A 24,494-nucleotide genomic window follows, 5' to 3' on the forward strand; every position below is an offset into this window, starting at 1 on the left:
GTTAAAGAGGTTTCTGTGGATATGTGGGGAGGATTTAAAAAAGTGATTCGGGAAGTTTTTCCTAATGCTTTAATTGTCATTGACCGATTTCATGTGATGAAGTTAGTCAACAGTTCTCTGAATCAACCCAAACTCTTAAACACCATCTTCCCGATATTTGCCATTATTTTATTAATCGAACAACCAGTGGAGTTATGGAGGGATTAAACAACCGGATCAAATTAATTCTTCGTCAAAGCTATGGCTTCAAAAATTTTGAGATGATGCGCCAAAAGCTACTAGCTTGTCTTTTTATATAAGCCTTACTTATAACCATAAGTATAGGAGAGCCAAAACTGAGAGGAGAAACATTCAGACAATTTGCTTTTAGCCTGAACGCTTCTCCTCTAATCTTTGACCGTAACCCTAAAATTCTATAAAAGTGAGGATTCTTACCCTTTAGGGATAGGCCAAAATTTAAAATTTACAAAAGAAACAGAAGTTGTTTTTAAATTTTAAAAAGTTTTTATTTGAAAAAAATTAAGCACCAATTGCTTCTTCAACACCGGGTAAACGTTGGGCGGAATAACCTACACCACGCACGGTTAAAATATATTCAGGATTGCGTTGATCTTCTTCAATTTTTGCCCGTAAACGAGCAACATGAACATCTACAACCCGCATATCCGCAATTCGTCGAGGGGTATATCCCCATAATTCTTTGAGAATTTCAGAGCGAGAAACAGCTTGTCCAGATCGCTTAACTAACAACTCCAACAAATTGAATTCAATATAGGTTAACGGAACCACTTTCTCGCCTTTATACACTCGCCGTTTGACCGTATCAATTCGCACCGCTTCAATTTGAATGACTTCCGGGCTTAGGCTATGGGATAAATGGGTATCTTTAAAGCGTCGTAAAATGGCATGAATTCGAGCTTCTAATTCTTTAGGAGAAAAGGGTTTTGTTAAATAATCATCAGCCCCTAATTCTAAACCTGTAATCCGATCTGCAACGTCCCCTAAAGCGGTTAACATAATAATCGGAACATCAGATTTAGTGCGAAGTTCTTGACACACCCCATAACCATTGAGTTTAGGCATCATTACATCCAAAACTAACAGGTCAGGACTTTCTCGTTCAAACATTTCCAGCGCTTCTAAACCATCGCCTGCGACTACCACATTGTAGCCAACCATCGAAAGACGAGTTTTTAAGATGCGCCGAATCGCGGATTCATCATCAGCAACCAGGATTTTTTCACCGTTGCGTTTTTCATCAAGTTGGGGTTGTACACTCATATCTGCTTTTATGATGGATGGATCGGCTATCGATTTAGCAATACCAAAGCAAATCATATCCATGTCGCAAGTTCTCAGGACTGCTTCTCCCCACAAATCCCGATAACTGACACAGCGATATGATGGGACAGAAACTCACTCGCTTTTGGGGTGGGTGATTCAGTCTAATGCTTAAGATTGCTGTCTATTATGATAACATACGTTTTCAATTTGTTATCAAACTTAACAATTTCCGGGATGAAGGTCACATTCAGTTACACAACTTAATATTTTTTAAACAAAAAACGGTGTTAACGGATACTTTAACAATTAATATAGGGGAAATGATAAGCTTTAACAAGAGGCTTATAAAATCAAATTCGTTAATAAAATTGATTGTCCAAAGGTAGTTTAGTAAAAACAATGCCGAATCCATTTCTAGGAGTCAGGATTCCTCCTGAACTGAATGAAGCACTTATGGCAAGAGTAGAAACAACCGGACAATCTAAGTCGGATATTGTGATTCAGGCTTTAAGTGCTTACCTGGGAATAGCCACGCAGCACCAAAAGCTTGAAAATATGGAGACACGACTGTCTACATTAGAACTGAAGTTAGAACAACTGACTCATCGAATTGAGAACTAGGAATTCAGGGAATACGGGAAACGGGAATTAAATTTTAAATAACACGTTTAAAGCTAACAATTTATGGCTAAATTTAAGTTACGCCGATCTCAAAATGTTTCGGGGAATTTTTACGTTGATGAGACTTGTATTGATTGTGATACTTGTCGCTGGATGGCTCCCGAAGTGTTTAACCGTGAAAATGAACAATCAGCCGTTTATCATCAACCAACCACTCAAATAGAACAAGAACACGCTTTACAAGCATTATTATCTTGTCCGACCGCTTCTATTGGCAGTGTTGAAAAGCCTTCAGAAATTGTCAAGATTCAACAAATGTTTCCGCTTCTAATAGAAGACAATGTTTATCATTGTGGATATCATTCTCAAGCGTCTTTTGCAGCAACCAGTTATTTTATTCAATATCCCCAAGGCAATATTTTAGTGGATTCTCCTCGATTTACACCGGCTTTAGTTAAACGATTAGAAGCATTAGGGGGAGTACGTTGGATGTATTTAACCCATCAAGATGATGTAGCTGATCATCAGAAATTTCATGATCATTTTGGATGCGATCGCATTTTACATCAAGATGAAATTCAGGAAGGAACAAAAGATGTAGAAGTTAAATTAATTGGAACAGATAACATTCAATTAAGCGATGATTTGCTGATCATTCCTGTTCCAGGTCATACCAAAGGACACACCGTTTTACTATATCAAAATAAATTTTTATTTACTGGAGATCATTTAGCTTGGTCAAACCCTCTGCAACAGTTATACGCCTTTCCAGACTATTGTTGGTATTCCTGGACAAGCTTAATCAATTCGATGCAAAAATTACTAAATTATTCCTTTGAGTGGGTGCTTCCGGGTCATGGACGGCGCTATCATACGGATGCAGTTACGATGCAGCAACAACTCCAAATTTGTATAAGCTGGATGGAGACACAAAATGCTAGAAAATCGTGAAGGTCAACAAGTTTCCAAGGTAACATTTAGAACTCGCAAAGATAATCAATGAGTTGATGTTAAAGCGAAATATTTTGCAGTATCTTGATGAACCTTTAAGTTAAGGTTGTTCTTTAATCTCTCCTCTTTTTTTACAAAGGTTAGGGGAGATTCTCGGTAGTGCTGATCCTGAAAGTTATATGAAATCTTTAAATGTTTGCTACACATCTCCCCCCTTTTTAAGGGGGGTTGGGGGGGATCATCTGTAGCGTTCATCATGGGATTTCATATTATTTGATTATTACTTGATGCTTAAATTCTAAACCTATGACATCAACAAAACCAAAAAATTCTCATCTTGAAAAAATAGCAGTTGTCCGAAAAATGCGACAATTAAGTAATATTTTAGATAATGCAATTCGGGTTCCAGGTACATCCATTGGAATTGGAATTGATCCAATTTTAGGGTTAATTCCAGGAGGAGGGGATATATTAGGAGGAATTCTTTCGATTTATATTGTATTTCAAGCTTTTAAATTAGGTGTACCCCGTGAAACCTTAACCCGAATGGTGTCTAATATTGCTTTAGAAACCATTACGGGGACTGTTCCCGTATTTGGAGATATATTTGATGTAGCTTGGAAATCTAATGTTAAAAATGTGGAAATATTAGAAGCTCATCTTAATTCTCCAGTAGAAGGAAAAAAAGCAGATCAGTGGTTTATTATTTTACTATTAGGCGGATTATTATTATTAATTATATTAATATCTGCCCTAGGTATTTTTGTTTTAACCTTAATTTGGCAGGCATTAATACCCTATTTTAATTCCTGAATAATTTTAAAATGGTGGTTTAAGTTTCGCTAGGAAGTACCCAACAAGCGACTTGATGATGAGGTTCAATCTGTTCTAAGGGGGGATTTTCTTGAAAACAATGTTCAATGGCAAATTGACATCGAGGCGCAAAAGGACATCCTGGGGGATAATCAATTAAATTGGGGGGAGTTCCTTCAATGGTTGATAATGATTCTTGACGAATTTGATCCAGTCGTGGTAAACTTTTTAATAACCCAATCGTATAAGGATGACGTGGGGTTTTATAAAGTTGATGCACCGTTGCTTGTTCAACAATTTGCCCTGCATACATGACTAAAATTCGATCAGCTAATCCCGCTAATAAAGCTAAATCATGGGTAATCCAAATCACAGACATTCCCTGTTGATTTCGCAGTTGTTTAACTAATTCTACAACCTGCGCTTGCACCGTTACATCTAATGCCGTTGTCGGTTCATCTGCAATTAATAATTGCGGTTGACACCCTAATGCCATGGCAATCATAACCCGTTGACGCATTCCCCCAGAAAATTCATGGGGATAGTTTTTTAACCGTCGTTCTGGACTGGGAATTCCGACTTGCTGCAACAGTTGAATGGCGCGATTTTGAGCTTGTTCTGAAGTGAATTTGAGATGAAGTTGTAGCGCTTCTGTCAGTTGTTTTCCAATGGTTAAAACCGGGTTAAGGGAAGTCATTGGGTCTTGAAAAATCATGGCAATATCACGACCCCGGATTTTTTGTAACTGTTGAGCATTTAGTTGGAGTAAATTTTTCCCTTGAAAGCAGATTTCACCCTCGGTAATTTTTCCAGGGGGTGATGGAATTAACCTTAAAATTGATAACACACTCATACTTTTCCCTGACCCCGACTCCCCAACAATTCCCAGGGTTTCACCGGGATAAACTTGATAGGAAATTCCTTTGACCGCCTGAACAATGCCATCCAGGGTAACAAACTGAATGGCTAAATTTTTAACCTCTAATAAGGGCATCATAATGTTAACATTAAATCAGAATTGCCGAAGAGTAGAGACAGAATTAACAATATCTCTACTCACTTTCTAAAAATAACTTCAATTTAGGCGTTTTTTAGAGCAAATTTTACACAGGAAAATTTATTTAACGACTCGTAACCGTTGTGTTACTAATGTGACTCCTCCTTGACGCATCAAAATGGCAGAAACCCAATTATCTCCTGATGTATTCGGGGCTTGACCGACTTTGAAAATCCCTCCAGAAGGCAAAAATTCTAGCTGTAAAAGTCCCTCTTGAGTATAAGCTTTTGCCGTTACGGGTTCTGTGATAGCAGTTCCAATCAGAATTTCTTCATTTAAAGGTTCTTGAACAATGGCATCCACCGCATATTCCTGACCGATTTTGACTTCCTGCGGTACATTAAAAACTACCGTTGGGGGTTGGTTTCCGAGTGTTAATTTATTTTTTTCCGCTAGAATTTCCTGTTGTACAATTTTTCCGTCTTCAATCTGTTGTTGAGAGGTCAGGGTTGAAGTTAAGGTAAATTCTCGATTATTAATCGTTTTAGTTCCCGTAATTTCTGTTACCGTTGTCGTGGTTAAAACTCCCCCATTTTGTTGCCAAGATTGCAATTGGGTGCGATAATTCAAACGAGAATATTTATTCCAAAAATCTTTGAGAACTTGTTTGAGCGTTTGATGATTTAAGCCATCGGAATTGGTAAAATTAGAACTATAAAAACCCATCACAGCTTCTACATCCTGACGATTAGCCGCATCATCAATTTGAGTTAAAAGATTGGTCACGTTAGCGGGTGCTGTTTCTGGGGTTTCGGCATTAACGGGCTGAGAAATTGCTGTACCCGTTCCCCAAATTACCAATCCTAGAAGCACAGAAAATAACGGTGTTGGCAATATAGGGCGCGTCTGTACACAAGACCCATTCTGAAAAAATTGCCGTTGAACGATTGCGAAAAGTGTCATAAGAATATTAAAGAGGGGAGATGGGAAACAAGGGTGTCTATGCTTTACGGCAGGCTACGCCAACAGACCTGAACGTAAATACGATTTTGTACAAATTTTATGGTAACTTAAAAATTCATAACACTAAATTGAACGCCTAGTAGGGGAGAAAACTTGAGTCAAACACCCATTCGCTTACTGATTGCTGCTAGTGGTACAGGGGGACATTTATTTCCGGCGATCGCCACTGCCGAAAACCTGTCAGATTTTGAGATAGAATGGTTGGGTGTACCTGATCGCTTAGAACGGGAATTAGTTCCCCCCGAATATCCCCTGCATACGATTTCCGTTGAAGGTTTCCAACAACGCTTCGGTTTCGGAACCCTAAAAATTTTAGCAAAATTCGCCCTTTCCCTCGTGCAAGTCACCTCTCTCCTCAAAACAGGGAATTTCCGAGGAGTATTTACCACGGGCGGGTATATTGCGGCACCGGCTATTATCGCGGCTCGTTTCCTGGGCCTACCTGTGATTTTACATGAGTCTAACGCCTTACCGGGTAAGGTGACTCGGAATTTTGGCCCTTGGTGTAATACCGTCGCTTTGGGGTTTGCGGCGGCTGTTCCTTACCTGACTAATGCTAAGACCGTTGTGGTCGGAACTCCCGTGCGTTCGGCTTTTATGCAAGCGTCTGAACCCTTGTCTTTTTTCCTCCCCGATGACGTTCCCGTTATTGTGGTGGTGGGAGGAAGTCAAGGTGCGGTGAGTGTGAATAACTTGGTGCGACAGGCGGCTCCTAGTTGGTTCGAAGCCGGGGCTTGGGTGGTACATTTAACCGGAGACAATGACCCGGATGTTGAAGCGTTAAACCATCCTCAGTATATTAAAAGGCCTTTCTACGATAATATGGCAGCCCTCTTAAAACGGGCAAATTTAGCCGTGAGTCGGGCAGGTTCAGGAACCTTAACCGAATTAGCCATTACCCACACTCCTTCGATTTTAATTCCCTATCCCTTTGCGGCTGAAGATCATCAAACCTATAACGCCAATGTTTTTGCTGAAGCGGGTGCGTCCTTCGTCTTTCAACAAAAGGATTTAACCGCGGACTTGCTGGCAAGTAAAGTTTTGTATCTGCTACAATCACCCCAACAGTTAAAACAAATGGCGAAAGCCACAGCAGCCGTCGCCGTTACCAACAGCGCCCAACAGTTAGGGAATTTAATCCGAAATTTAATAATTTAAGTGGGTCTGTATCAACACATACCGTTTTTCTCAGTGATTTCCGTCACACGGGGATCACTGCAATATCACATCCAACCGGGATTCTACTCATACCGTTATGCCCGATAATAAGAGATAGTACAGAACATAGAGTTTTCTGAGGGTGTGGGTATGAAATTCGCAGCAGTAACCACCACAGTAGTGATGATGATTTTGGGTTTAACTGTTCCCGCTCAAGCTGAGAACCCCGCCCATCTCAAGCAGCTATTGGAAACGAAAAACTGCCCTGGATGTGATCTCAGTGGGGCTCAATTAGTTGGTGTGAATCTTCAGGGTGCTAACCTCCGAGATGCCAACTTAAATGGTGCTAACTTACAAGGTGCTAATCTCAACGAAGTTAATTTTAATCGAGCAGGATTAACCGAAGCGAATTTAGAAAGTGCTAGTCTAATTGCTGCTAAATTACATGGCGCTAATTTAGAACGTGCTAATTTGAGCCATTCTAATTTGAGTTTAGCTGGTTTAGTGATTGCCAGTTTAAATAATGCTAATTTAAGTCATGCTAATTTAATTGGGGCAAATTTAGAGAGTGCAGATTTAACAGGTGCTAACCTAAGAAATGCTCAACAATCCGTTGCAACTTTAGGTGAAGTGAAGTTACAAGAAGGCAGTTTATATGGATTTGATATCAGTGGTGTGAATTTACGCGATGCTAATTTAACAGGGGCTAATCTCACAGGTGCTAATTTAACTGCTTCAGATTTAGCCGGAGCTACCTTAGAAAATACCACCATGATTAATGCAAATCTCATGAATATTCGTCGGTAATCATAACATCAATTTTTTTTCACCGTCCTTAACTTGAGTTGGGGATGGTGTTTTTGTTTCGGGATAGCTCTAGGATACTTAAGTTGCAATTCTTGTATCATTATTTCTTTAGTTGTTATTAAGCACAATGTGGAACAGGCATCTTGCCTGTTGTACACCTCACCACGATAATAACCGCTATAGGAGTTATTAAGAGCGATCGATCGCACTTAATTTTGTTTTCAATTCCTCAATATCTCAAATAATTAAGTTGTTTATTTAGACAATAAAGTTTGTAAACTGATATTAAATACCTCCTTATCTGAGGCTTTAAAACATTTAACTTTAATTTTATCTTCCTTTCTTAAAATTGTTTTATAAGTTAATATTTCTGATTTATCAGAATTTTGTAAAATAGAATATAACGTCTTTTTATCCTTATTATTATCAGCACTACTATTAAATTTATTATCTTTATCTTTATAAAATAAAATTCCCTGAAAATCTATGTATATTGTTGCTTTATTATAATTTTGAATAGGATTTAAGTGATTATTGAGAACAAGTAACATATATAATCTAGTCATAGCACAACAAAATTTTTCTTCAATTTCCTCTGATTTGTTCTTATCTACAAAAGATTTTAACTCAATCAACAAAATATTTAATTTATAACTACTTTCATACTTTTGTAAAACTAAAATAGCACATTCAGGAGTTTTACTGCTAGTAGAAATACCAGTGAAATCTTTTTCTAAATCAATTTTCCAAATTCTTGTAACTTTTGATTCCTTATCATCATGATCATGAAGTTCATTAATAAATACTTTTTTCAATTTTGAATTATCATTATTTTCCTTGATTTCAATATGTTCATCATCAGTAACAGGAATTTCAACTATAAATTCTTCCTGCTTTAAAGCTTTATGTAATTCATCCCTAAGAGAAAGATAATCTTGATTATCAGGATTATTTAAAGAATATTTTTTCCTATTTTTCGGTTTGTTACTCTTACTCATCTTCAGACTCATCCTCCTGACGGTAAATATAATCAGTCAGAATACGCAGAGATTTATCTAAATTATTTTCAACTTCTCTAAAATTTCTAAAATAAATGCTATAATCACCACTTTCATAATCAATAATTTTATCACCAGTAAAAAAGTAAACTCCTACATTCTCTTTAGCGATTGAAACATCAGGATCAACATATTTTAATTGATGTTCCTCAATAATATTTTCTACATTAATTTGATATTCATTTTTTAAAACATCTAAATAAATATAATTATTAATCGCATTAGCTAAAATGGGACTGTGAGTCGTTATTAAGACTTTATTATTTTTTGCACTAACAAATTGTAACAATATGTTTAATAAATTAATTTGATTTTCAGGATGTAAATTTTCTTCTGGTTCATCCATTATCAAAAAATTATTATGTTCCGCTACCCAATATTTAAGATATAAATATAAAGGGGTTAATTGGTTAACAGAAGAAGAAGCTAAATACATCGGTAAACTATTACCATTAACATCTAATTTAAAATAAAATTCTATAGGTGCAATTCCTTCTTGACTCAGAGGTGTTATTTCACCACCCATAATTTCTTGTAGTTTTTGAACAATGTTTAGATAAAACTCTTGATTTCTTATTTCTTGATGATCATTGAAAGAATATAGGCTTTTAATAATCTGATTCATTGGTTCTGTATAAGGTCTTTTCCCAATATTCAATTCTTGAAGTTCTGATAATTCAATTCTTCCTTCATTGTTTGTCATCATTTCCCTTAAAGTCTGTAACTTCTTAACAAGTTTTTCATATTCTTCTCTTTCAATTTTATAAATATAACTATAAAATATAGGGAAAAAGCTACGACTAGCAGGTAAGAAGAAAGTTTTATGATGATGTCTTAGTAACATTCTAATTATACTGATAATTAAAAACCTTTTCTTTCGTTGAATTAAATTTTCAGGAGAAATATTTCTCGATACAGAATCCAAAAAGTCTTCAGATAACTCTTGCTGGTTATCCACAATTTGAAATAATAAAGATTCTTCTTGTTTATTAATTGTCAAGTAATTAATAATGTCACTTCCACTTGTTGGAATATTATCAACTGCTTGTAATCTTGTTTTTTTTACCTCGGATATTTCATAAATAAACTCAATAATTATCCTTAAACGTCTTGACTCTTTTCCAATATTGAAAGTATATGTATGTGTTTTGAGATGTTGTTCTATAAAAGAACTATAACTTTTAATGATTTTACAAATTAATTTAGGATGGACTTCAACTTCATTAGCATTTTCAATAACATTATCTTGAATAAGATCTAAATTATCTTCAGCAAATTTTTCAATTACATCCTGATTAAAAATTGTCCATAATAATTGAGCGACATAACTTTTTCCACTGTTGTTACGTCCAACAAAAACAAAGAAATCTTTTGCTAAATCAATCTCTTGAGTATTATTTTTTATTGCCCCTAAATTTTTAATAATTAACTTCATATCAATTAACCTTTAAATTAGCTTTGCCTTAGATATAGAGTAACTGAAGGGGATGAGTTATGGCGACCCACCCCAATAATTATACTACTTCATTGTCCATTGTCGCAAGATCAATAGCTAAAGTATAGTAGGCAGTAGGAAAATGATTAAGCTGCGTAGCAGCTTGATTGTATAATAAAAGATTAAGTATTTTTAGGAATATAACCCCCAATGCCCGCCAAAAATCATCTGTCTAAAGAGCAAAAAAGAAAATTACTTAAAGAAATGAATGAAAATGCTCAAATTAGAGAAAGAATATTAATTTTATTATTAATGAATGAGGGAAAAACGTATCAAGAGATAGCGAAATTTTTAGAAATTTCCTATCCGACAGTAGCGTACTGGGCCGTTCATGGTGATCCAGATAAAATGGAGAGTTTTATAGATGGAAGAAGCCATATTTAGAGCAAGCAACAGGAATTAAGTTGAGTGGCTCTCAAGTCAGGAGAATATTACAAAGAAAAAAGTACGTTTACCTCTGGGCAAAGTACAGCTTAGAGTCCAAATAAAATCCGGTGCAGAGGAAAGCATTTAAAGAGAAAATGTTAGAGTATTTAAAGATAGCAGAAGAATCACCAGAACGGTTGCAGGTATGGTTTTGGGATGAAGTTGGATTTAGTTTAAGAGTAATAAGGAGAAAAACCTGGGGAAAAAAGGGAAGCCGGAAAAAAGTAACAGGAGAAAGAAGAAAAGGAAGAGTAAATCTAATGGGAGGGTTAAGATATACAGATAAAAAAAGAATAAATTTCGTGATTAATAAAGGAGAATCAGAAACCTTTTATCAACAAATCAAGGCTTTCCATAATTGCATTATTAAAGAATGGGTAGAGTCAGGGAAATCAGCCGAAGACTTTTTAGAATCTGGGTCTAAATTAGTAATAATTTTAGACAATGCCAGTTTTCATAAAAAGAAAGAAATTTTAGAAAAAATAGAAACAGAAATGCCCAATATTAGGTTAGAGTTTTTACCGCCTTACAGCCCTGATTTTAATTTAATTGAACGGGTTTGGCATTCAGCCAAAGAATATATAGCTCATCGACTATTTGAATCAGTTAAGCAGTTAGAAGAGTTGTTACATAAATTATTAAATGAAGGAGAGCTAATCATTATATGTCCCACGTAAAATTAAAAATAAGGGCAATGCCGTTTATTAAATCAAGCTGCGTAGCAGCTTAGTATTGACAGCTACCCAAGTCACTGAGGAGCCGGATGAGGGGAAACTCTCACGTCCGGTTTTGTAGGCGAGGCAGGTAGGCGACTACCTGACCTTAGCCAGCGGCGGATGTCAAAAATAATGCTCGATAAACAGGTTCACCTTTTTCTAAAGTAGACTGTTCTCGTTCTGTGGGAACTGGAAGCGGATTTTCTGCTAACCAATCATTTTGGGTACGATGAAACGCCCCATTTTCTGAAAAGCGATCGCACATTTCTATCGCCACTTCCTTAACATCCGACTGTACAAAAACTTCTCCTCCTTCTCCTAAATAACGAGCTAAATTTTCTACTAATTGCGGTTGAACCACTCGTCGTTTTTGATGCCGTTTTTTAAACCAAGGATCAGGAAATTGAATACTCACCCGTTTTAAAAGTCCGGGGGGTAAGGATTCTAAAATCGGTTGAATTGAAGTATTAGCATTGCAAAATAAATAATGTAAATTCGTTAATTCTTGTTGATCTCGCCAAGTATTTGCTTCATTAACTAAGGGTTCTCGAATTTCTAATCCTAAAAAATTCCAATTCGATTCTAATTGAGCTAATTCCCATAAAAATAGACCTCTCCCGCAACCAATATCTAAATGAAGTGGTTGATGCAAATTCTTATAAATCTTAGACCAGTCAGGAACAATAACAGGAGCTTGATATTTTTGACTGAGAGGATTAACGTGCTGACGAACTCGGACGCGAACCATAAATTAATCACAAAAAATAAACACTATAATTTAATTGAACTGAGAGTACAATAATTCTTGATGGACGGTTGCCCGATCTACAAAAAATTCAATTTTTCCCTTCGATAAAGGTTCATCATTGGCATAACAATCAATCCAGGTTTTACTGATGAGATTCGGATCATCGGGAAGTTGATCAATTTCCCATCCGGGTAATTCTAATTCTTCCATTAATCGGCTTACTTTGGGATCATAACTCAGCGCAAAACATTTACATTCTTGGGTTGCTGCCATAATTAAACTATGAAATCGCATCCCAATCAAAAACTCAACCCCTCGAAAAACTCCTTTTAATTGTCGCGGATCTTCTAAGATTAAAACCTGACTATTTTCGGGAAGGGCTTGATGTAGAAGTTGGGCGATCACTAAATCTTGAATCGGTTGAAATGGAATTAATAAAATAAACGTTTGAGTTGCTTTTTGAAACGAGACTAACGCCCGAATTATTAATGATAACCGTTCCGGTGTCAATTGGGGATCAGGTCGCAACGTCAACGCCACTCTAGGGGCGGGTAAATCCCACAACCGGGCTACAGGTTGAGCATCCAAAGCCCAAACGGGGTCAGGGGCGAGGGTAAAGGGAATATTCCAGTTAGACAATAACCTTGCAGAACCCGTATCCCGCACGCTAACGACATTACAGCCGGAAAAGGTTTTTTTTGCCAACCACTGGGAAACAGAACGGTTCAAGGGGCCAATACCCTGCGCCCAAGCCATCGTTTTGAGTCCCATCTGTTGCGCCAATCCCATCAATCCCCCATAATAAAAAGGACTGATGGCACTGGTGACATCTTGCATGAGGCTGCCTCCGCCCCAAATTAACCCATCGGCACGACGTAGAGCCTTCAGGACTTGAAAGGCATTCATGCGATCGCAGACTTCCACCTGATAATAAGCTTGGGTTTGGGTGGGATTTCCTGACAGGACAATGGGTTCAACCGTAGGCGGTAACATTTGTAACAACGACGCTAACAAGGCTTCATCCCCGCCATTGCCTTTTCCATAATATCCACAACAAATCACCCGTTGCATGGTTTCCCCTTTCGCTGGCCGATTCCCGACTCTAACCCGACATCTAACTTTATATCAGATTGCACGCCAATTAAATTAACATAAATATCGGAATAAAATCTGACTGAACTTTTCTGTTATCTCTTGTGAAATTATGCACGCTTTATCGATTCCAACTTGGATCATTCATATTTCGAGTGTAATTGAATGGATCGCCGCGATTTGGTTTATCTGGATTTATGGAGAAATCACTCAAAATCGAGCTTGGTGGGTTCTTTCCTTCGCCATGTTACCGTCTTTAGTCAGTGCCATGTGTGCCTGTACCTGGCATTATTTTGATAATCCCGCTTCTTTAGAATGGTTAGTGACCTTACAAGCGACCATGACTGTTGTGGGAAATACCACCCTCTGTGCGGCGGCGTGGTGGATTTGGCGCGATGCCAATTCTGTTAAAAATTAAAACGGATCACCTCTATTCACATTGTTCTAACCTGGGATTAATGATGTTATCAAAAGACACCTTATTTGCTGTTTCTTTATTTCCCTATCTAGGGTTTTTGTGGTTTTTAACTCGTTCGGGTCAAATGCCTCGTTTAGCATTAATTGGATTTTATGGAACCTTAGTGTTTGTTGCGGTTACAATTCCGGCGGGAATTTATGCCAAGGTGGTTTATGGGGAAGCCTTAGCTAATATTGATTGGTTACATGGCGGTGCGGAAGTTTTTTTAACCTTGGCTAATATTTTAGTGGTTTTGGGATTCCGTCAAGCGGTGATTGAAAAACAATCCTCCCAACAATAACCAATATGGGTTTTCACCAAAATAAAACTCACCCAACCGTTATTTTAATCCTCAGTGCCATCTGAAGTTTATCTTTAATTGGGGATTAAAAAACAGTTGGGTGGGCAGGTTGAGTACAACCTTAATCTCAATTTTTAAGAAGTTTATTTAATAGTTCTAAAACCAAGCTAAAGGAGGCTAACTATTATTTTAAAATTGTTTTTAACAGGTTTATTACCTATGCTTCTCTATTCTGAAAATTATGCTCCTCCTATCCTTTGTTTTCCTGCGGAAGAAAGTCAACTGATTGCAGCTACTATTATTCCTGATTTTTCCATTCCTGTTGTTCCAAAAATCACCTCTCCCCACGATTCTAAAATCGATCTTGACCAATGCAATCAAGTTCCCACAGGTGATGGAATTCCGGGGTTTCGACCCGGTGTTGATAAAAGTCAAGTGTTTCAAATGTTTGGAACTCCCACTGGAACAGAAATTGGCTATTGGCCTAATACCCAAGCTATTTTTTATCATTTAATTCCTAACCGAGTTAGTGTGGGTTTTTTATTTGATCAACAATCGGGAAAATTACGACAAACGGAAGCTGCTTTTTCTCAACAAGTTGATTTACAAACCATTTTAATTACCCTCAATAGTATGTCGGGTTGTCGCTTAAATCCTTCCCTAGAAGCCGGATTAAAAAGTGTTCATAATCGCCAAAGGCAGTCTTATTTATTTGTGATTGATTCCCTCGAAGGGATTATTGAACGAGATCAACTTGATCGAATTTATATTGGAATTTGGGAATCGGATTTACATTAGTTTGCTTTCCAGGATTACAACCGCTTAAACTCAAGCTTAAAAAGCTAAATCATCCTTAAGATTAAGCTAAATTTTTCATTCATCGACTACTCTAATATAATGAGTTCAAACGATCGGCTTTCGGAACTTGAGGCATCAACCCCAAATCCTAAACCTAATATTCTGGTATGCCAAATCCGATGAGTTATTGTCTAAATCCCTATTGTCGAAAACCCCAAAATCCATCAGGAATTAACCTCTGTCAAACCTGTGGGACGACGTTACTCTTAAAAGAACGTTATTGTGCTGTACAGGAACTAGGGGAAGGAGGGATGAGTCGTACATTTTTAGCCGTTGATTTAGATCGGTTTAATACCCCCTGCATTATTAAACAATTTTCGCCTCAATCTCATAAAATTTCCTGGGTTCAAAAAGCTATTGAACTATTTAATCAAGAAGCATTACGCCTGCAAGAATTAGGGATTCATCCTCAAATTCCCAGCTTATATGCTTATTTTGAACAAGAAGATCACCTCTATTTAATTGAAGAATGGATTGAAGGCAAAAATTTATTGCACGAATTAAACGAAAACGGTTTTTTTAGTGAAGATAAAATTATTCAACTTTTACAAGATATTTTACCAATTTTAAAATTTATTCATCAACACCATATTATTCATCGAGATATTAAACCCGATAATATTATTCGTCGTCAAAGTGATCAGAAATTAGTCTTAGTAGACTTTGGAATTGCTAAATATAGCCTGAATTTATTACAACCCCACACCGGAACTTTGACGGGAACTGTGGGTTACGCACCCTTGGAACAAATGCGCGGTGGAAAGGCTTATCCAGCTAGTGATTTATATAGTTTGGGAATGACTTGTATTCATTTACTCACCCAAATTCCGCCTAATCAATTATTTGATCCCTTCAGTGGAGAATTAATTTGGCGATCGCATTTAGCAAATATTAATCAAACCTTAAACCCTAAACTCAATCAAATTTTAGATAAATTACTCAAAGATTTAGTTAAAGACCGTTATCAAACCGTTGAAGAAGTATTACAGGATTTAGAACCGAATACCCTAAAACCAATCACAACAATTCCACCTCCCTCCTCTTTAAATATTATCGTAGCGACTGAATTACAAGCTATTTCTTCTCATTCTTTTTTTGAAAATCAACTCTTTTTTAAGCCGGATTCACTGCCATTTCCCACAACTCATTGTTTATTAAAAGAATACAATTCGGCTTTTTATTCTCCTGTCAAGTCTAGCTTAATTGCAACATTAAACCCTCCCTTATCCCCAGCACAATCCCTTCCAAAACCTCAAATTGAATTTCCTTTTATATCCATTTCCTCTCGCCTTAACCTAGAATGTACTCATATTTTATCGGGTCATCAAGCTCCTGTTCAAGCCTTAGCGATTGGCCCCAATGGATATCTATTAATTAGTGGAAGTCAGGATAAAACTTTAAGGATTTGGAATTTAAAAACAGGGCAATTCTTACATCGATTAATGGGTCATGAAGCCGCTATTTCTTCCCTAGCTATTAGTCCCAATGGCCGTAAATTAGTGAGTGGAAGTTTAGATCGAACCTTGATTTCTTGGAATTTAGATAAAAGAGCGATCGCCGACCGATTTTTTAGCCATTCCGGTTCCCCCTATAGCCATCGTTGCGGTGCGGTTTATACCGTTGCTTATAGTCCTGATGGTTCTATTATTGCCAGTGGTAGTGAAGACCATAGTATTAAACTTTGGAATCAAAGAAACGGGGAATTACTCTATCGTTATTGTGAACATTTAGAAGCAGTTTTAGCGGTTCAATTTATTAATGTTTCTATTATAAATCAATCTTCATCAAATGTCAATCAGCACTCATTAAGAAATTATTTATTTGCCAGTTCTAGTGTTGATGGAACCATTAAAATTTGGCAAGTTTACCAATTAAAAAGCTTAAAAACCTTAACCGGACATTTAGATCAAGTTTCCAGTCTTTTCTTAAGTCCAACTCAACCTGTATTAGTCAGTGGAAGTGCTGACCATACCATCAAATTATGGGATTTAAACACCGGAGAATTAATTAAAACCTTAACTGAACATTCAAACATTGTTTCATCCTTGGCGATGAGTCCTGATGGCAAATGGTTAGCCAGTAGCAGCGACGATGGCAGAATTTATTTGTGGGATATGAGTCAACCACACCAGCTAGGAATCTTATCTCATTGTTTCGCAGGATATCCCCCGATTATTTTTAGTCCTGATAATCAACAATTTATTTGTTGTGGGGATGAGAATCAAATTTTGGTTTGGAAATTTCAAATTGAACCTTAATTTTTTTCAGCGATCGCTTCTGTTAAATCGATAATAACATCATATCGAAAATCATTGACTAACTGTGTTAATAATTGACCAATCGATTGCTGAGAAACGGGGATTTTTTGAATCGCTTCAGTCACTAACTTAGAATTAAGTTTCAGGGAACCTTGATATAACTCTTGAACAAGGGGTTTGGGTAACAACGCTAACACTTCTGCTGTTAATTCTGCAATATGGTTTAATTCTACGGGAGAAGCCGACATTGCTAAGGGTTCTAAATCTATTTCATCCTGTTCATAAATAAAATTTACCCCTAAATGTTGAGCAATTTTTTCAAACAAGACTTCAACGCGAAAAGGTTTGCGAATAAAATCATCACATCCTGCTGATAAAACCACTAATTGATCTTGTTGTAACGCACTTGCTGTTAACGCAATAATTACCGTTGCTTGACCCTGTAAACGCTGTTTAATCCATTGCGTTGCTTCATACCCATTCATCACAGGCATTCGCATATCCATAAAAATTAAATGAGGTTGCCAACTTTCCCAAAGGGTAATCGCTTCTTGACCATTTTCGGCTTCTTTTAATTGAAATCCTAAAGGGTTTAAAACCTTAATCACTAACTGTCGATTTGTCCAATTATCATCAACCACTAAAATCCGATAATTGGGTTGATTGGGTGCTAACCCTATCACTTGCTGGGTTAATTCTTGACAGCGAATTTCCGAAAAATTGGCTAAATTTGCTTGAATATAAAATTGAAATATTGTCCCTTTTCCGACTTCACTGGTAACAGTTATATCTCCTCCCATTAACTGCACAAACTGTTTGCTAATCGGTAAACCCAGTCCAGTTCCCTGTTGAGATTTTCGACCTGTTTCGGTTTGTACAAAGGGTTGAAATAATAAAGCTAACTCTTCTGTTGAAATTCCTGGGCCAGTATCTTCAACTTCAAAACTGATTAAAACTTGGTTGGAAGATGATTGACTGTTTAGAGGGTTTACCCTTAAAGTAATCGATCCTTTTTCCGTAAATTTTATCGAATTTCCTAACAGATTAATTAAGACCTGTCTAAGTTTACTTTCATCCGTTTCAATATATTGGGGAAGACTCGGATTGGCAATCACATTAAAATCTAAGCCTTTCGATTCAGCTTTAAAGGCTAACATATCATTAATAGAATCCAAAAGGCAAGTTAAATCAAACTTGGCTGGATTTAATACAATGCGTCCCGCTTCAATTTTAGACATTTCTAAAACATCATTAATTAAATTTAAAAGATGTTCACCACTGCGACTAATAATGTCTAAATGCTCTTTATGATTCGCCAACAAAACTTTAGGATTGCGCTCTAAATCTCGTTCTATAAGTTGTGTAAATCCCAGAATTGCATTCATTGGAGTTCGTAATTCATGACTCATCCGGGCTAAAAATTCACTCTTAGCATGATTCGCTGTTTCTGCGGCTTCTTTAGCTTGTTGTAAGGCAATTTCTGCTTGTTTGCGATCGCAAATATCCCGAACAATTGCACAACCATATTCTTTTTTATTATATTCTAAATAACTCAAAGTAATTTCTACACTAATATCCTGACCCGACTGGGTTCGATGTACAGATTCAAAGGTAAAAGAACCTTGCTGTTTTAAATCCTCCCAAGGAATCGGCCATGCGTTATCCGGTGCTTGAGCATCAATATCTTTAACCTTCATTTGCAGTAATTCTTCCCTGGAATATCCCAAGGTGTTACAAGCCGCTTCATTCACATCAAAAAATTGAGCCTTACAATCGGTAAATAAGAAATAATCCCTAGATTTCTCAATGGAAAACTGCGTTAATCTTAGCTTTTCATCAATTTCTTTTCGTTCCGTAATATCCTCAATCACGCCTAAAATTCCGATTACATTTCCCTGAGAATCCTGCATCGGAATCCGACTAATATCTAACCATAACGTGCGACCATCAGCAGCTGGTTTTTGTTTCGGTGCAATTAAGTGCATTTCCGCTTGTTTAGATGCCATCACTCGCCGATCTTGTGCGCGAAAAAACTCCCCAATCTTGGGGTCAGGAAATAAATCATAATCCGTTTTTCCGATCACATATTCTTGACTTTCTAACTGCGCTGCTTCCGCCCAATTTTTATTACAGCCTCTAAAAACTAAATTTGTATCTTTCCAAAATACCTGCTGGGGAATATTATTTAAAATTAACCGTAAATATTCTTCCCGTTGTTTAATATCTTCTTCAGCTAGTTTTCGTTCCGTAATATCCTGAATTTGCCCCATCACAGACCGAGGTTTTCCCTGAGCATCTAAGCGTAAATAACCATTAACAATAGCATAAACCCAATTTCCATCTTGATGAAGATAGCGTTTTTCTAATTGAAATTGAGGAATTTCTTGATTAATTAATTGACGAAACGATTGCCAACTCATCTGTTGATCATCGGGGTGAGTAATTTCATTTAATTGAAATGTCATTAACTCCGCTTGAGAATAACCCACAAACTTACAGAAGGAAGCATTAACCTCCAAAAAACGCCCCTCTAAGGAAATTTCTACCATTCCAATTGGAGATAAATGGAATAAATCTTTCCAATGAGATTGACTTTCTTGAAGTGCGATTTCAAGAGGCTGACGAGGTTGAATTTTTTGTTTTTCTGAATAGAGACGTGCCATGGCGCGTCTGTACAGATTTTTCATAATTACCCCTGATCTACTTTTGGTATGGTAAAATAAAATGTAGTGCCAATTCCCCAGTGTGATTCTATCCAAATTTTTCCCCGATGGCGGTCAATAATTTTTTTACAAATTGCTAACCCTACCCCAGTCCCCGGATATTCTTGATTCGTATGAAGACGCTGAAAGACTTGAAAAACACGATCAAAATTTTCAGGTTTAATCCCGATGCCATTATCTTCAACCTTAAAGAGCCATTCTTCGGGCTTTTCTTCCACTGAAATTACAATTTTAGGCTGAACATTAGGGCGTTGATATTTAATCCCATTGCCAATTAAATTTTGAAATAATTGGCCGAGTTGAATCCGATCAGCTATTACCATAGGTAGCGTCTCAGAAGTAATAATAGCACGACTATCCTCAATCGCACTATGCAGATGAGCTAAAGATTGCCTTAAAATATCCTGACAATCAATAGCTTTAAAGTCCCGTTTTTTCGTTCCGACTCGACTATATTCTAGCAAATCCTTGATCAGTTCTTGCATTCTAATCCCCTCATCTAAAATCGGGGCAACATACTCATCCGCTTCTTGTTCTAAATTAATTTCAGATTTTAACGCTAATAACAGTTCTGCAAACCCAGTTATTGTTTGTAGAGGTTGTTGTAAATCGTGAGAAACAACATAGGCAAATTCTTCTAATTCCCGGTTAGAACGCTGTAATTCTTGATTTAATTGTTCTAATTTTAAATTTTTATCTTGTAATTGCTTTTGTAAACGACGAATCGTTAATTGATTTTCAACTCGGGCAAAAACTTCTTCAACCTGAAAGGGTTTTGTAATATAATCAACACCCCCAACATTAAAAGCTTTAACCTTATCAAAAACATCGTCTAAAGCACTTAAAAAAATCACCGGAATCCCAGCCGTCCCTTCCTGACTTTTTAACTTCTGACAAACTTCATACCCATCCATTTCGGGCATTTTAATATCTAATAAAATTAAATCGGGTGGCTCATGCTTCACTGCCATTAATGCTAACTTTCCATTAATAGCACATTGAACTTCATAGCCCTGTTCACCTAATGTTTTTGACAATAACCTCAAGTTATCAGGCGTATCATCAACAATTAAAATATCACCTTGATGATCTGACATACCATTTCTACGATTAATCTCTGCCCTGACAATTTACCATTTTAGGAGGAACAGGGGCGTTAAGGCATAAGCCTCCCCCCATTCCCCCCATCCCCCCGTCCCCGATGGCTGTTTCAAAGTCGGGGTAAAAAGAGTAAAGAAATACTGATAACTGATAATGCGGATACTTGATAACTGAAGTTACCATTTTAACAAATTAAATTCTTCCATATCAACCGTGTCTCGGTTACGATAAATGGTGAGAACAATTGCTAAACCGACGGCAGCTTCAGCCGCAGCTACCGTAATTACAAATACAGTAAAAACTTGACCTTTAATATTAGCAGAATCTAAAAAGTTAGAAAATGCCATTAAATTCAAGTTGACTGCATTTAATAATATTTCAATGGACATTAACACGCGCACGGCATTTCGGCTGGTAATTAATCCATAAATTCCAATGCAAAATAAAGCCGCCGCTAATAACAAAAAATACTCCAGTTGTAATTGCATAAGATTACGATTTTCTCCAATTGACTTGAATTGAACAGATTAAAAATAGCAGTCCCTTTCCCTCTTTTTACCCTTGAAATCCCTAATGATCTTGAGGGCGATCGCTTCCTATCGATACAAACTCACGAGGACGTTCTTGTAAAGTTAAAACCGGAGTCTCAGTTTTCTGGGTAGATGAAACATCAGGAATATAATCTCGACGAGCGAGAATAATTGCTCCGACCATTGCCATTAACAGAAACACCGAAGCTAATTCAAAGGGTAATAGGAAATCGGTAAAAAAGTGTTGTCCAATTAAAGCAATTGAACTTTCAACGGGTGCAACCACTGGGGTAATTGACCAAGACGTAGACAAGACCATTGTGCCTAACAGGGCAAATAATCCCACACAAACAACGGCTGTTGAGCCTTTACGAAGCCAACTTAGAGGAAGTTCTTTGAAAGTTTCCCTCTTGTTGACTAACATAATCCCAAATAGGATGAGAACATTCACCGAACCGACATAAATTAGAACTTGTGCAGCGGCGACAAAATCAGCATTCAGGAGAAGATATAACCCGGCAATGCTAATAAATACACCACCCAATAAAAACGCAGAATAGACGATATTGGTCAGCAGTACCACACCTAAAGCTGTTCCAATGATCATCACGGATAATAAGCCAAATGCAACAAATTGAACCCCTTCTGCTAGATTCACAATTTCATCATCCCTTAATTAAAGTATTTAGAGCAATTCAGCAGCAATTAACCGTCAACGGTTTCCCGTCAACGGTCAACCCTTAACCGTCATTCTTTTTTTCCATTTGTTCAATAATGGACTCTGGACGCAAGCCAGCACGACGAGCCGTTTCCGGCAGATCATGGGACTCAAATTCCCCAGCCGGTAAATAAGCAAATTCGCGTAACGGCGTGACCATAGGATCATTAGTGACCTTATAGGGTAGACGTCCGAGAGCCACGTTATCATAGTTCAACTCATGACGGTCATAGGCTGCTAATTCATACTCCTCCGTCATGGAGAGGCAGTTTGTGGGACAGTATTCCACACAATTTCCACAGAAAATACAGACCCCAAAATCAATACTGTAGTGTTTAAGCTGTTTTTTCTTGCTTTCCTTGTTATAGCTCCAATCCACCACAGGCAAATTGATCGGACAGACCCGAACACAAACTTCGCAAGCAATACATTTGTCAAATTCAAAATGAATCCGTCCCCGAAACCGTTCAGAAGGAATTAACTTTTCGTAGGGGTACTGAACCGTAATCGGACGACGACGCATATGATCAAATGTAACAGAAAGCCCCTGACCAATATATTTGGCAGCTTGAAAGGTTTCTTTGGCGTACTCAGTGACTTGGTTAAGAAACTTCAGCATGATGTCTCCCTCGAACAGATGAAGGCAAGTAATCGTGGTTTATGGATCAATGGCTTTATCCACCAAAAGCAACGGGGAACGCCAATTTCAGGGCTGCGGTTAACAGCAAATTGACTAAACCAACCGGTAATAAGAATTTCCAGCCCAGATTTAACAGTTGGTCAATGCGAACGCGAGGCACTGTCCAGCGCAGTAAAATTGCCGTAAAGACCAAAAGATAAGCTTTTAAAACCGTCATGGTGATGCCCAGCATCGCCAAAATCACTTGTAACCAAGGTGTGGTTTCACTTAACCCTAACGTATGAGCCACCCAATCGACAGGAATCGGAAAATCCCAACCCCCCAGGTATAAAACCGCCACCATCAGGGATGAGAGTACCAAATTGATGTAGGAGGCTAAATAATACAGAGCAAATTTCATCCCTGAATATTCAGTCTGGTAACCCGCCACCAGTTCTTCTTCAGCTTCAGGTAAATCGAAAGGTAAACGTTCACATTCCGCTAAAGCTGCAATCCAGAAGATCAAGAATCCAACGGGTTGACGCCAAATATTCCAACCTAAAATTCCATAGCCCGACTGTTGATTAACAATATCCAAGGTACTCATACTATTGGACATCATCACCACAGCCAGAACCGCTAAAGCCAGAGGAATTTCATAGCTAATGGATTGGGCTGCGGCTCGTAACCCTCCTAATAAAGAGTATTTATTATTGGAGGCATAACCCGACATTAACAACCCAATGGGTTGAATACTCGAAAGAGCAATCCAGAGAAAAATTGCAGTTCCTAAATCCGTGATCACCATGTTTTGTCCAAAAGGGACAATTAAATAGGACAAAAACACGGGAATTGCTACAATAATCGGCCCCAAGGTAAATAACCAAGGGTCAGAATTTGTCGGAACCGTATCTTCTTTAAACAGCAATTTCAAGCCATCTGCTAAAGGGGCTAAGGTTCCCATCGGGCCGATATATTCCGGGCCAATGCGTTGTTGGGCTGCGGCAGAAATTTTCCGTTCTAACCAGACCGTTCCTAAAACGCCAACGGTTGCAGCTACAAGCATTAGTCCCATGGGCAGAGGAAGCCAAAACAATTTAGCAATCTCTGACGGTAAGCCCAGACCTGTTAGGGCTTCTACAAAACTTTCTTGTAAGTCAATTCCTGGGTTCATCTTTCTTCCTCCCTGGAGACTCCCGCCATAGCTATACTCAGCTTGGCGGTGAGAGGAAAGGGAGGGCGGGGTCTATGCAACATAGCGAATTCTTGGAGTTTGGAGGAAACCGTTGTGCCTCAGAAGTGGCGAAACTCCCCGGCATACCTGCTGAGATTACAGGATTGAGGCTACCGATATTGTTCTGGTTAGACCCGCCTCGGTAGGGCGTTTAATTGGGTTTGGGGATTTCTCCCCCTCCTATTTCTAGGGTAATGTTAGCTTTGCCAATGTTATCAAGGCTTTTTCGGCTGAGTACACTGCCTCCCAAATGGCTGTTTAATACTCAGCGACAGAGCGGAAAACTAGCTACGCATTCTCCGGTGTCGTGACCTAAATAACGGAGTCAGTTAAGACTTAGGCGGGTCAACTAGGGCTGTATTTCAAGCCCCCACTGTACTTGTACTCAAGTCAGTGGTGGGTTGTTGACGGAATCTGTGATACGCAACAATGGATGCTTGATTAATTTAAAAACGGCAAAATTCCATTCAGTAAAAATAGGAGATTGTCCGTCCTGTTTTGAAGAC

General features: G+C 37.8%; 23 protein-coding genes and 2 pseudogenes. 12 read left to right on the forward strand and 13 right to left on the reverse strand.

Annotated elements, in window-relative coordinates; translation table 11 throughout:
* A pseudogene (locus H6G57_RS00005) lies at positions 1-299 on the forward strand (transposase); the annotation flags it as partial.
* Between the two features lie 220 nt (positions 300-519).
* On the opposite strand, the gene rpaB reads toward H6G57_RS00005, so the two are convergent.
* Positions 520-1,281: a response regulator transcription factor RpaB gene (rpaB, locus tag H6G57_RS00010; RefSeq protein WP_190516229.1), complete on the reverse strand. Its 762-nt coding sequence runs from the start codon at positions 1,279-1,281 to the stop codon at positions 520-522.
* Positions 1,282-1,683: 402 nt separating this feature from the next.
* Between rpaB and H6G57_RS00015 the strand changes: the two genes are divergently transcribed.
* The 3 genes from H6G57_RS00015 (at position 1,684) to H6G57_RS00025 (ending at position 3,669) form a co-directional block, all read left to right on the forward strand.
* Positions 1,684-1,905, forward strand: a complete 222-nt coding sequence (locus H6G57_RS00015; RefSeq protein ID WP_190515014.1) for a hypothetical protein — start codon at positions 1,684-1,686, stop codon at positions 1,903-1,905.
* Between the two features lie 63 nt (positions 1,906-1,968).
* Complete coding sequence (locus H6G57_RS00020) at positions 1,969-2,856, forward strand: MBL fold metallo-hydrolase (RefSeq protein WP_190515015.1); 888 nt, start codon at positions 1,969-1,971, stop codon at positions 2,854-2,856.
* Positions 2,857-3,162: 306 nt separating this feature from the next.
* Complete coding sequence (locus tag H6G57_RS00025; RefSeq protein WP_190515017.1) at positions 3,163-3,669, forward strand: DUF4112 domain-containing protein; 507 nt, start codon at positions 3,163-3,165, stop codon at positions 3,667-3,669.
* 19 nt (positions 3,670-3,688) lie between these two features.
* On the opposite strand, the gene H6G57_RS00030 is transcribed toward H6G57_RS00025, so the two are convergent.
* Both H6G57_RS00030 and H6G57_RS00035 read right to left on the reverse strand, forming a co-directional pair.
* Positions 3,689-4,666 (reverse strand): ABC transporter ATP-binding protein, encoded by a 978-nt coding sequence (locus H6G57_RS00030; protein ID WP_190515019.1) that lies wholly within the window; start codon positions 4,664-4,666, stop codon positions 3,689-3,691.
* A gap of 120 nt (positions 4,667-4,786) precedes the next feature.
* The gene (locus H6G57_RS00035; protein WP_242048831.1) at positions 4,787-5,629 is read right to left on the reverse strand and encodes a nuclear transport factor 2 family protein; all 843 of its coding nucleotides are present in this window, start codon (positions 5,627-5,629) and stop codon (positions 4,787-4,789) included.
* Positions 5,630-5,782: 153 nt separating this feature from the next.
* Between H6G57_RS00035 and murG the strand changes: the two genes are divergently transcribed.
* The gene (gene murG / locus H6G57_RS00040; protein WP_190515020.1) at positions 5,783-6,847 is read left to right on the forward strand and encodes an undecaprenyldiphospho-muramoylpentapeptide beta-N-acetylglucosaminyltransferase; all 1,065 of its coding nucleotides are present in this window, start codon (positions 5,783-5,785) and stop codon (positions 6,845-6,847) included.
* Between the two features lie 150 nt (positions 6,848-6,997).
* Entirely contained in the window at positions 6,998-7,654 is a 657-nt protein-coding gene (locus H6G57_RS00045; RefSeq protein WP_190515022.1) for a pentapeptide repeat-containing protein, read from the forward strand.
* Positions 7,655-7,908: 254 nt separating this feature from the next.
* Here H6G57_RS00045 and H6G57_RS00050 read toward each other — a convergent pair whose 3' ends face one another.
* The gene (locus H6G57_RS00050; protein ID WP_190515023.1) at positions 7,909-8,652 is read right to left on the reverse strand and encodes a hypothetical protein; all 744 of its coding nucleotides are present in this window, start codon (positions 8,650-8,652) and stop codon (positions 7,909-7,911) included.
* Positions 8,645-10,147 carry an AAA family ATPase gene (locus tag H6G57_RS00055; protein ID WP_190515025.1) on the reverse strand — a complete coding sequence of 501 codons (1,503 nt, stop codon included), beginning with the start codon at positions 10,145-10,147 and terminating at the stop codon, positions 8,645-8,647. Before H6G57_RS00055 ends, H6G57_RS00050 begins: the two co-directional genes overlap by 8 nt.
* A 210-nt stretch (positions 10,148-10,357) precedes the next feature.
* On the opposite strand from H6G57_RS00055, the pseudogene H6G57_RS00060 reads away from it, so the two are divergent.
* Positions 10,358-11,341, forward strand: a pseudogene (locus H6G57_RS00060) (IS630 family transposase).
* Between the two features lie 114 nt (positions 11,342-11,455).
* Here H6G57_RS00060 and trmB read toward each other — a convergent pair.
* Positions 11,456-12,097 (reverse strand): tRNA (guanosine(46)-N7)-methyltransferase TrmB, encoded by a 642-nt coding sequence (gene trmB / locus H6G57_RS00065; RefSeq protein ID WP_190515027.1) that lies wholly within the window; start codon positions 12,095-12,097, stop codon positions 11,456-11,458.
* 30 nt (positions 12,098-12,127) lie between these two features.
* Positions 12,128-13,168, reverse strand: a complete 1,041-nt coding sequence (gene csaB / locus H6G57_RS00070; protein ID WP_190515028.1) for a polysaccharide pyruvyl transferase CsaB — start codon at positions 13,166-13,168, stop codon at positions 12,128-12,130.
* 133 nt (positions 13,169-13,301) lie between these two features.
* On the opposite strand from csaB, the gene H6G57_RS00075 reads away from it, so the two are divergent.
* The 4 genes from H6G57_RS00075 to H6G57_RS00090 all read left to right on the forward strand — a co-directional run bounded on the left by H6G57_RS00075 (position 13,302) and on the right by H6G57_RS00090 (position 17,063).
* The gene (locus H6G57_RS00075) at positions 13,302-13,607 is read left to right on the forward strand and encodes a DUF2499 domain-containing protein (RefSeq protein WP_072717401.1); all 306 of its coding nucleotides are present in this window, start codon (positions 13,302-13,304) and stop codon (positions 13,605-13,607) included.
* Between the two features lie 43 nt (positions 13,608-13,650).
* Positions 13,651-13,947 carry a DUF3593 domain-containing protein gene (locus tag H6G57_RS00080; protein WP_072717400.1) on the forward strand — a complete coding sequence of 99 codons (297 nt, stop codon included), beginning with the start codon at positions 13,651-13,653 and terminating at the stop codon, positions 13,945-13,947.
* 219 nt (positions 13,948-14,166) lie between these two features.
* Positions 14,167-14,745 carry a hypothetical protein gene (locus tag H6G57_RS00085; protein WP_199313895.1) on the forward strand — a complete coding sequence of 193 codons (579 nt, stop codon included), beginning with the start codon at positions 14,167-14,169 and terminating at the stop codon, positions 14,743-14,745.
* Between the two features lie 167 nt (positions 14,746-14,912).
* Positions 14,913-17,063, forward strand: a complete 2,151-nt coding sequence (locus H6G57_RS00090) for a serine/threonine-protein kinase (RefSeq protein WP_242048832.1) — start codon at positions 14,913-14,915, stop codon at positions 17,061-17,063.
* On the opposite strand, the gene H6G57_RS00095 is transcribed toward H6G57_RS00090, so the two are convergent.
* The 6 genes from H6G57_RS00095 to nuoH all read right to left on the reverse strand — a co-directional run bounded on the left by H6G57_RS00095 (position 17,060) and on the right by nuoH (position 23,928).
* Positions 17,060-19,750 carry a PAS domain S-box protein gene (locus tag H6G57_RS00095; RefSeq protein ID WP_242048833.1) on the reverse strand — a complete coding sequence of 897 codons (2,691 nt, stop codon included), beginning with the start codon at positions 19,748-19,750 and terminating at the stop codon, positions 17,060-17,062. The genes H6G57_RS00090 and H6G57_RS00095 overlap by 4 nt on opposite strands.
* 2 nt (positions 19,751-19,752) lie before the next feature.
* Positions 19,753-20,883, reverse strand: coding sequence for a response regulator (locus tag H6G57_RS00100; RefSeq protein WP_190515030.1), 1,131 nt, complete (start codon positions 20,881-20,883; stop codon positions 19,753-19,755).
* A 180-nt stretch (positions 20,884-21,063) separates the two neighbouring features.
* A complete protein-coding gene (gene nuoK / locus H6G57_RS00105; RefSeq protein ID WP_072718238.1) occupies positions 21,064-21,375 on the reverse strand; it encodes an NADH-quinone oxidoreductase subunit NuoK in 312 nt (103 codons plus the stop codon).
* Between the two features lie 82 nt (positions 21,376-21,457).
* Complete coding sequence (locus H6G57_RS00110; protein WP_190515032.1) at positions 21,458-22,075, reverse strand: NADH-quinone oxidoreductase subunit J; 618 nt, start codon at positions 22,073-22,075, stop codon at positions 21,458-21,460.
* Positions 22,076-22,157: 82 nt separating this feature from the next.
* Entirely contained in the window at positions 22,158-22,751 is a 594-nt protein-coding gene (gene ndhI / locus H6G57_RS00115; RefSeq protein ID WP_190516239.1) for an NAD(P)H-quinone oxidoreductase subunit I, read from the reverse strand.
* A gap of 58 nt (positions 22,752-22,809) precedes the next feature.
* Positions 22,810-23,928, reverse strand: coding sequence for an NADH-quinone oxidoreductase subunit NuoH (nuoH, locus tag H6G57_RS00120; protein ID WP_190515034.1), 1,119 nt, complete (start codon positions 23,926-23,928; stop codon positions 22,810-22,812).
* A 74-nt stretch (positions 23,929-24,002) separates the two neighbouring features.
* On the opposite strand from nuoH, the gene H6G57_RS29335 reads away from it, so the two are divergent.
* Positions 24,003-24,134 (forward strand): hypothetical protein, encoded by a 132-nt coding sequence (locus H6G57_RS29335; protein WP_255528315.1) that lies wholly within the window; start codon positions 24,003-24,005, stop codon positions 24,132-24,134.
* The last annotated feature ends 360 nt before the right edge of the window (positions 24,135-24,494 follow it).

This window comes from Planktothrix sp. FACHB-1365, assembly GCF_014697575.1.
Classification (GTDB): Bacteria; Cyanobacteriota; Cyanobacteriia; order Cyanobacteriales; family Microcoleaceae; genus Planktothrix.

Bases quoted from the DNA above. Each gene is read 5' to 3' on its own strand.
- rpaB (WP_190516229.1), bottom strand. From the start codon at position 1,281: ATGAGTGTACAACCCCAACTTGATGAAAAACGCAACGGTGAAAAAATC.
- H6G57_RS00015 (WP_190515014.1), top strand. From the start codon at position 1,684: ATGCCGAATCCATTTCTAGGAGTCAGGATTCCTCCTGAACTGAATGAA.
- H6G57_RS00020 (WP_190515015.1), top strand. From the start codon at position 1,969: ATGGCTAAATTTAAGTTACGCCGATCTCAAAATGTTTCGGGGAATTTT.
- H6G57_RS00025 (WP_190515017.1), top strand. From the start codon at position 3,163: ATGACATCAACAAAACCAAAAAATTCTCATCTTGAAAAAATAGCAGTT.
- H6G57_RS00030 (WP_190515019.1), bottom strand. From the start codon at position 4,666: ATGATGCCCTTATTAGAGGTTAAAAATTTAGCCATTCAGTTTGTTACC.
- H6G57_RS00035 (WP_242048831.1), bottom strand. From the start codon at position 5,629: ATGACACTTTTCGCAATCGTTCAACGGCAATTTTTTCAGAATGGGTCT.
- H6G57_RS00045 (WP_190515022.1), top strand. From the start codon at position 6,998: ATGAAATTCGCAGCAGTAACCACCACAGTAGTGATGATGATTTTGGGT.
- H6G57_RS00050 (WP_190515023.1), bottom strand. From the start codon at position 8,652: ATGAGTAAGAGTAACAAACCGAAAAATAGGAAAAAATATTCTTTAAAT.
- H6G57_RS00055 (WP_190515025.1), bottom strand. From the start codon at position 10,147: ATGAAGTTAATTATTAAAAATTTAGGGGCAATAAAAAATAATACTCAA.
- trmB (WP_190515027.1), bottom strand. From the start codon at position 12,097: ATGGTTCGCGTCCGAGTTCGTCAGCACGTTAATCCTCTCAGTCAAAAA.
- csaB (WP_190515028.1), bottom strand. From the start codon at position 13,168: ATGCAACGGGTGATTTGTTGTGGATATTATGGAAAAGGCAATGGCGGG.
- H6G57_RS00075 (WP_072717401.1), top strand. From the start codon at position 13,302: ATGCACGCTTTATCGATTCCAACTTGGATCATTCATATTTCGAGTGTA.
- H6G57_RS00080 (WP_072717400.1), top strand. From the start codon at position 13,651: ATGTTATCAAAAGACACCTTATTTGCTGTTTCTTTATTTCCCTATCTA.
- H6G57_RS00085 (WP_199313895.1), top strand. From the start codon at position 14,167: ATGCTTCTCTATTCTGAAAATTATGCTCCTCCTATCCTTTGTTTTCCT.
- H6G57_RS00090 (WP_242048832.1), top strand. From the start codon at position 14,913: ATGCCAAATCCGATGAGTTATTGTCTAAATCCCTATTGTCGAAAACCC.
- H6G57_RS00095 (WP_242048833.1), bottom strand. From the start codon at position 19,750: ATGAAAAATCTGTACAGACGCGCCATGGCACGTCTCTATTCAGAAAAA.
- H6G57_RS00100 (WP_190515030.1), bottom strand. From the start codon at position 20,883: ATGTCAGATCATCAAGGTGATATTTTAATTGTTGATGATACGCCTGAT.
- nuoK (WP_072718238.1), bottom strand. From the start codon at position 21,375: ATGCAATTACAACTGGAGTATTTTTTGTTATTAGCGGCGGCTTTATTT.
- nuoH (WP_190515034.1), bottom strand. From the start codon at position 23,928: ATGAACCCAGGAATTGACTTACAAGAAAGTTTTGTAGAAGCCCTAACA.
- H6G57_RS29335 (WP_255528315.1), top strand. From the start codon at position 24,003: ATGCAACATAGCGAATTCTTGGAGTTTGGAGGAAACCGTTGTGCCTCA.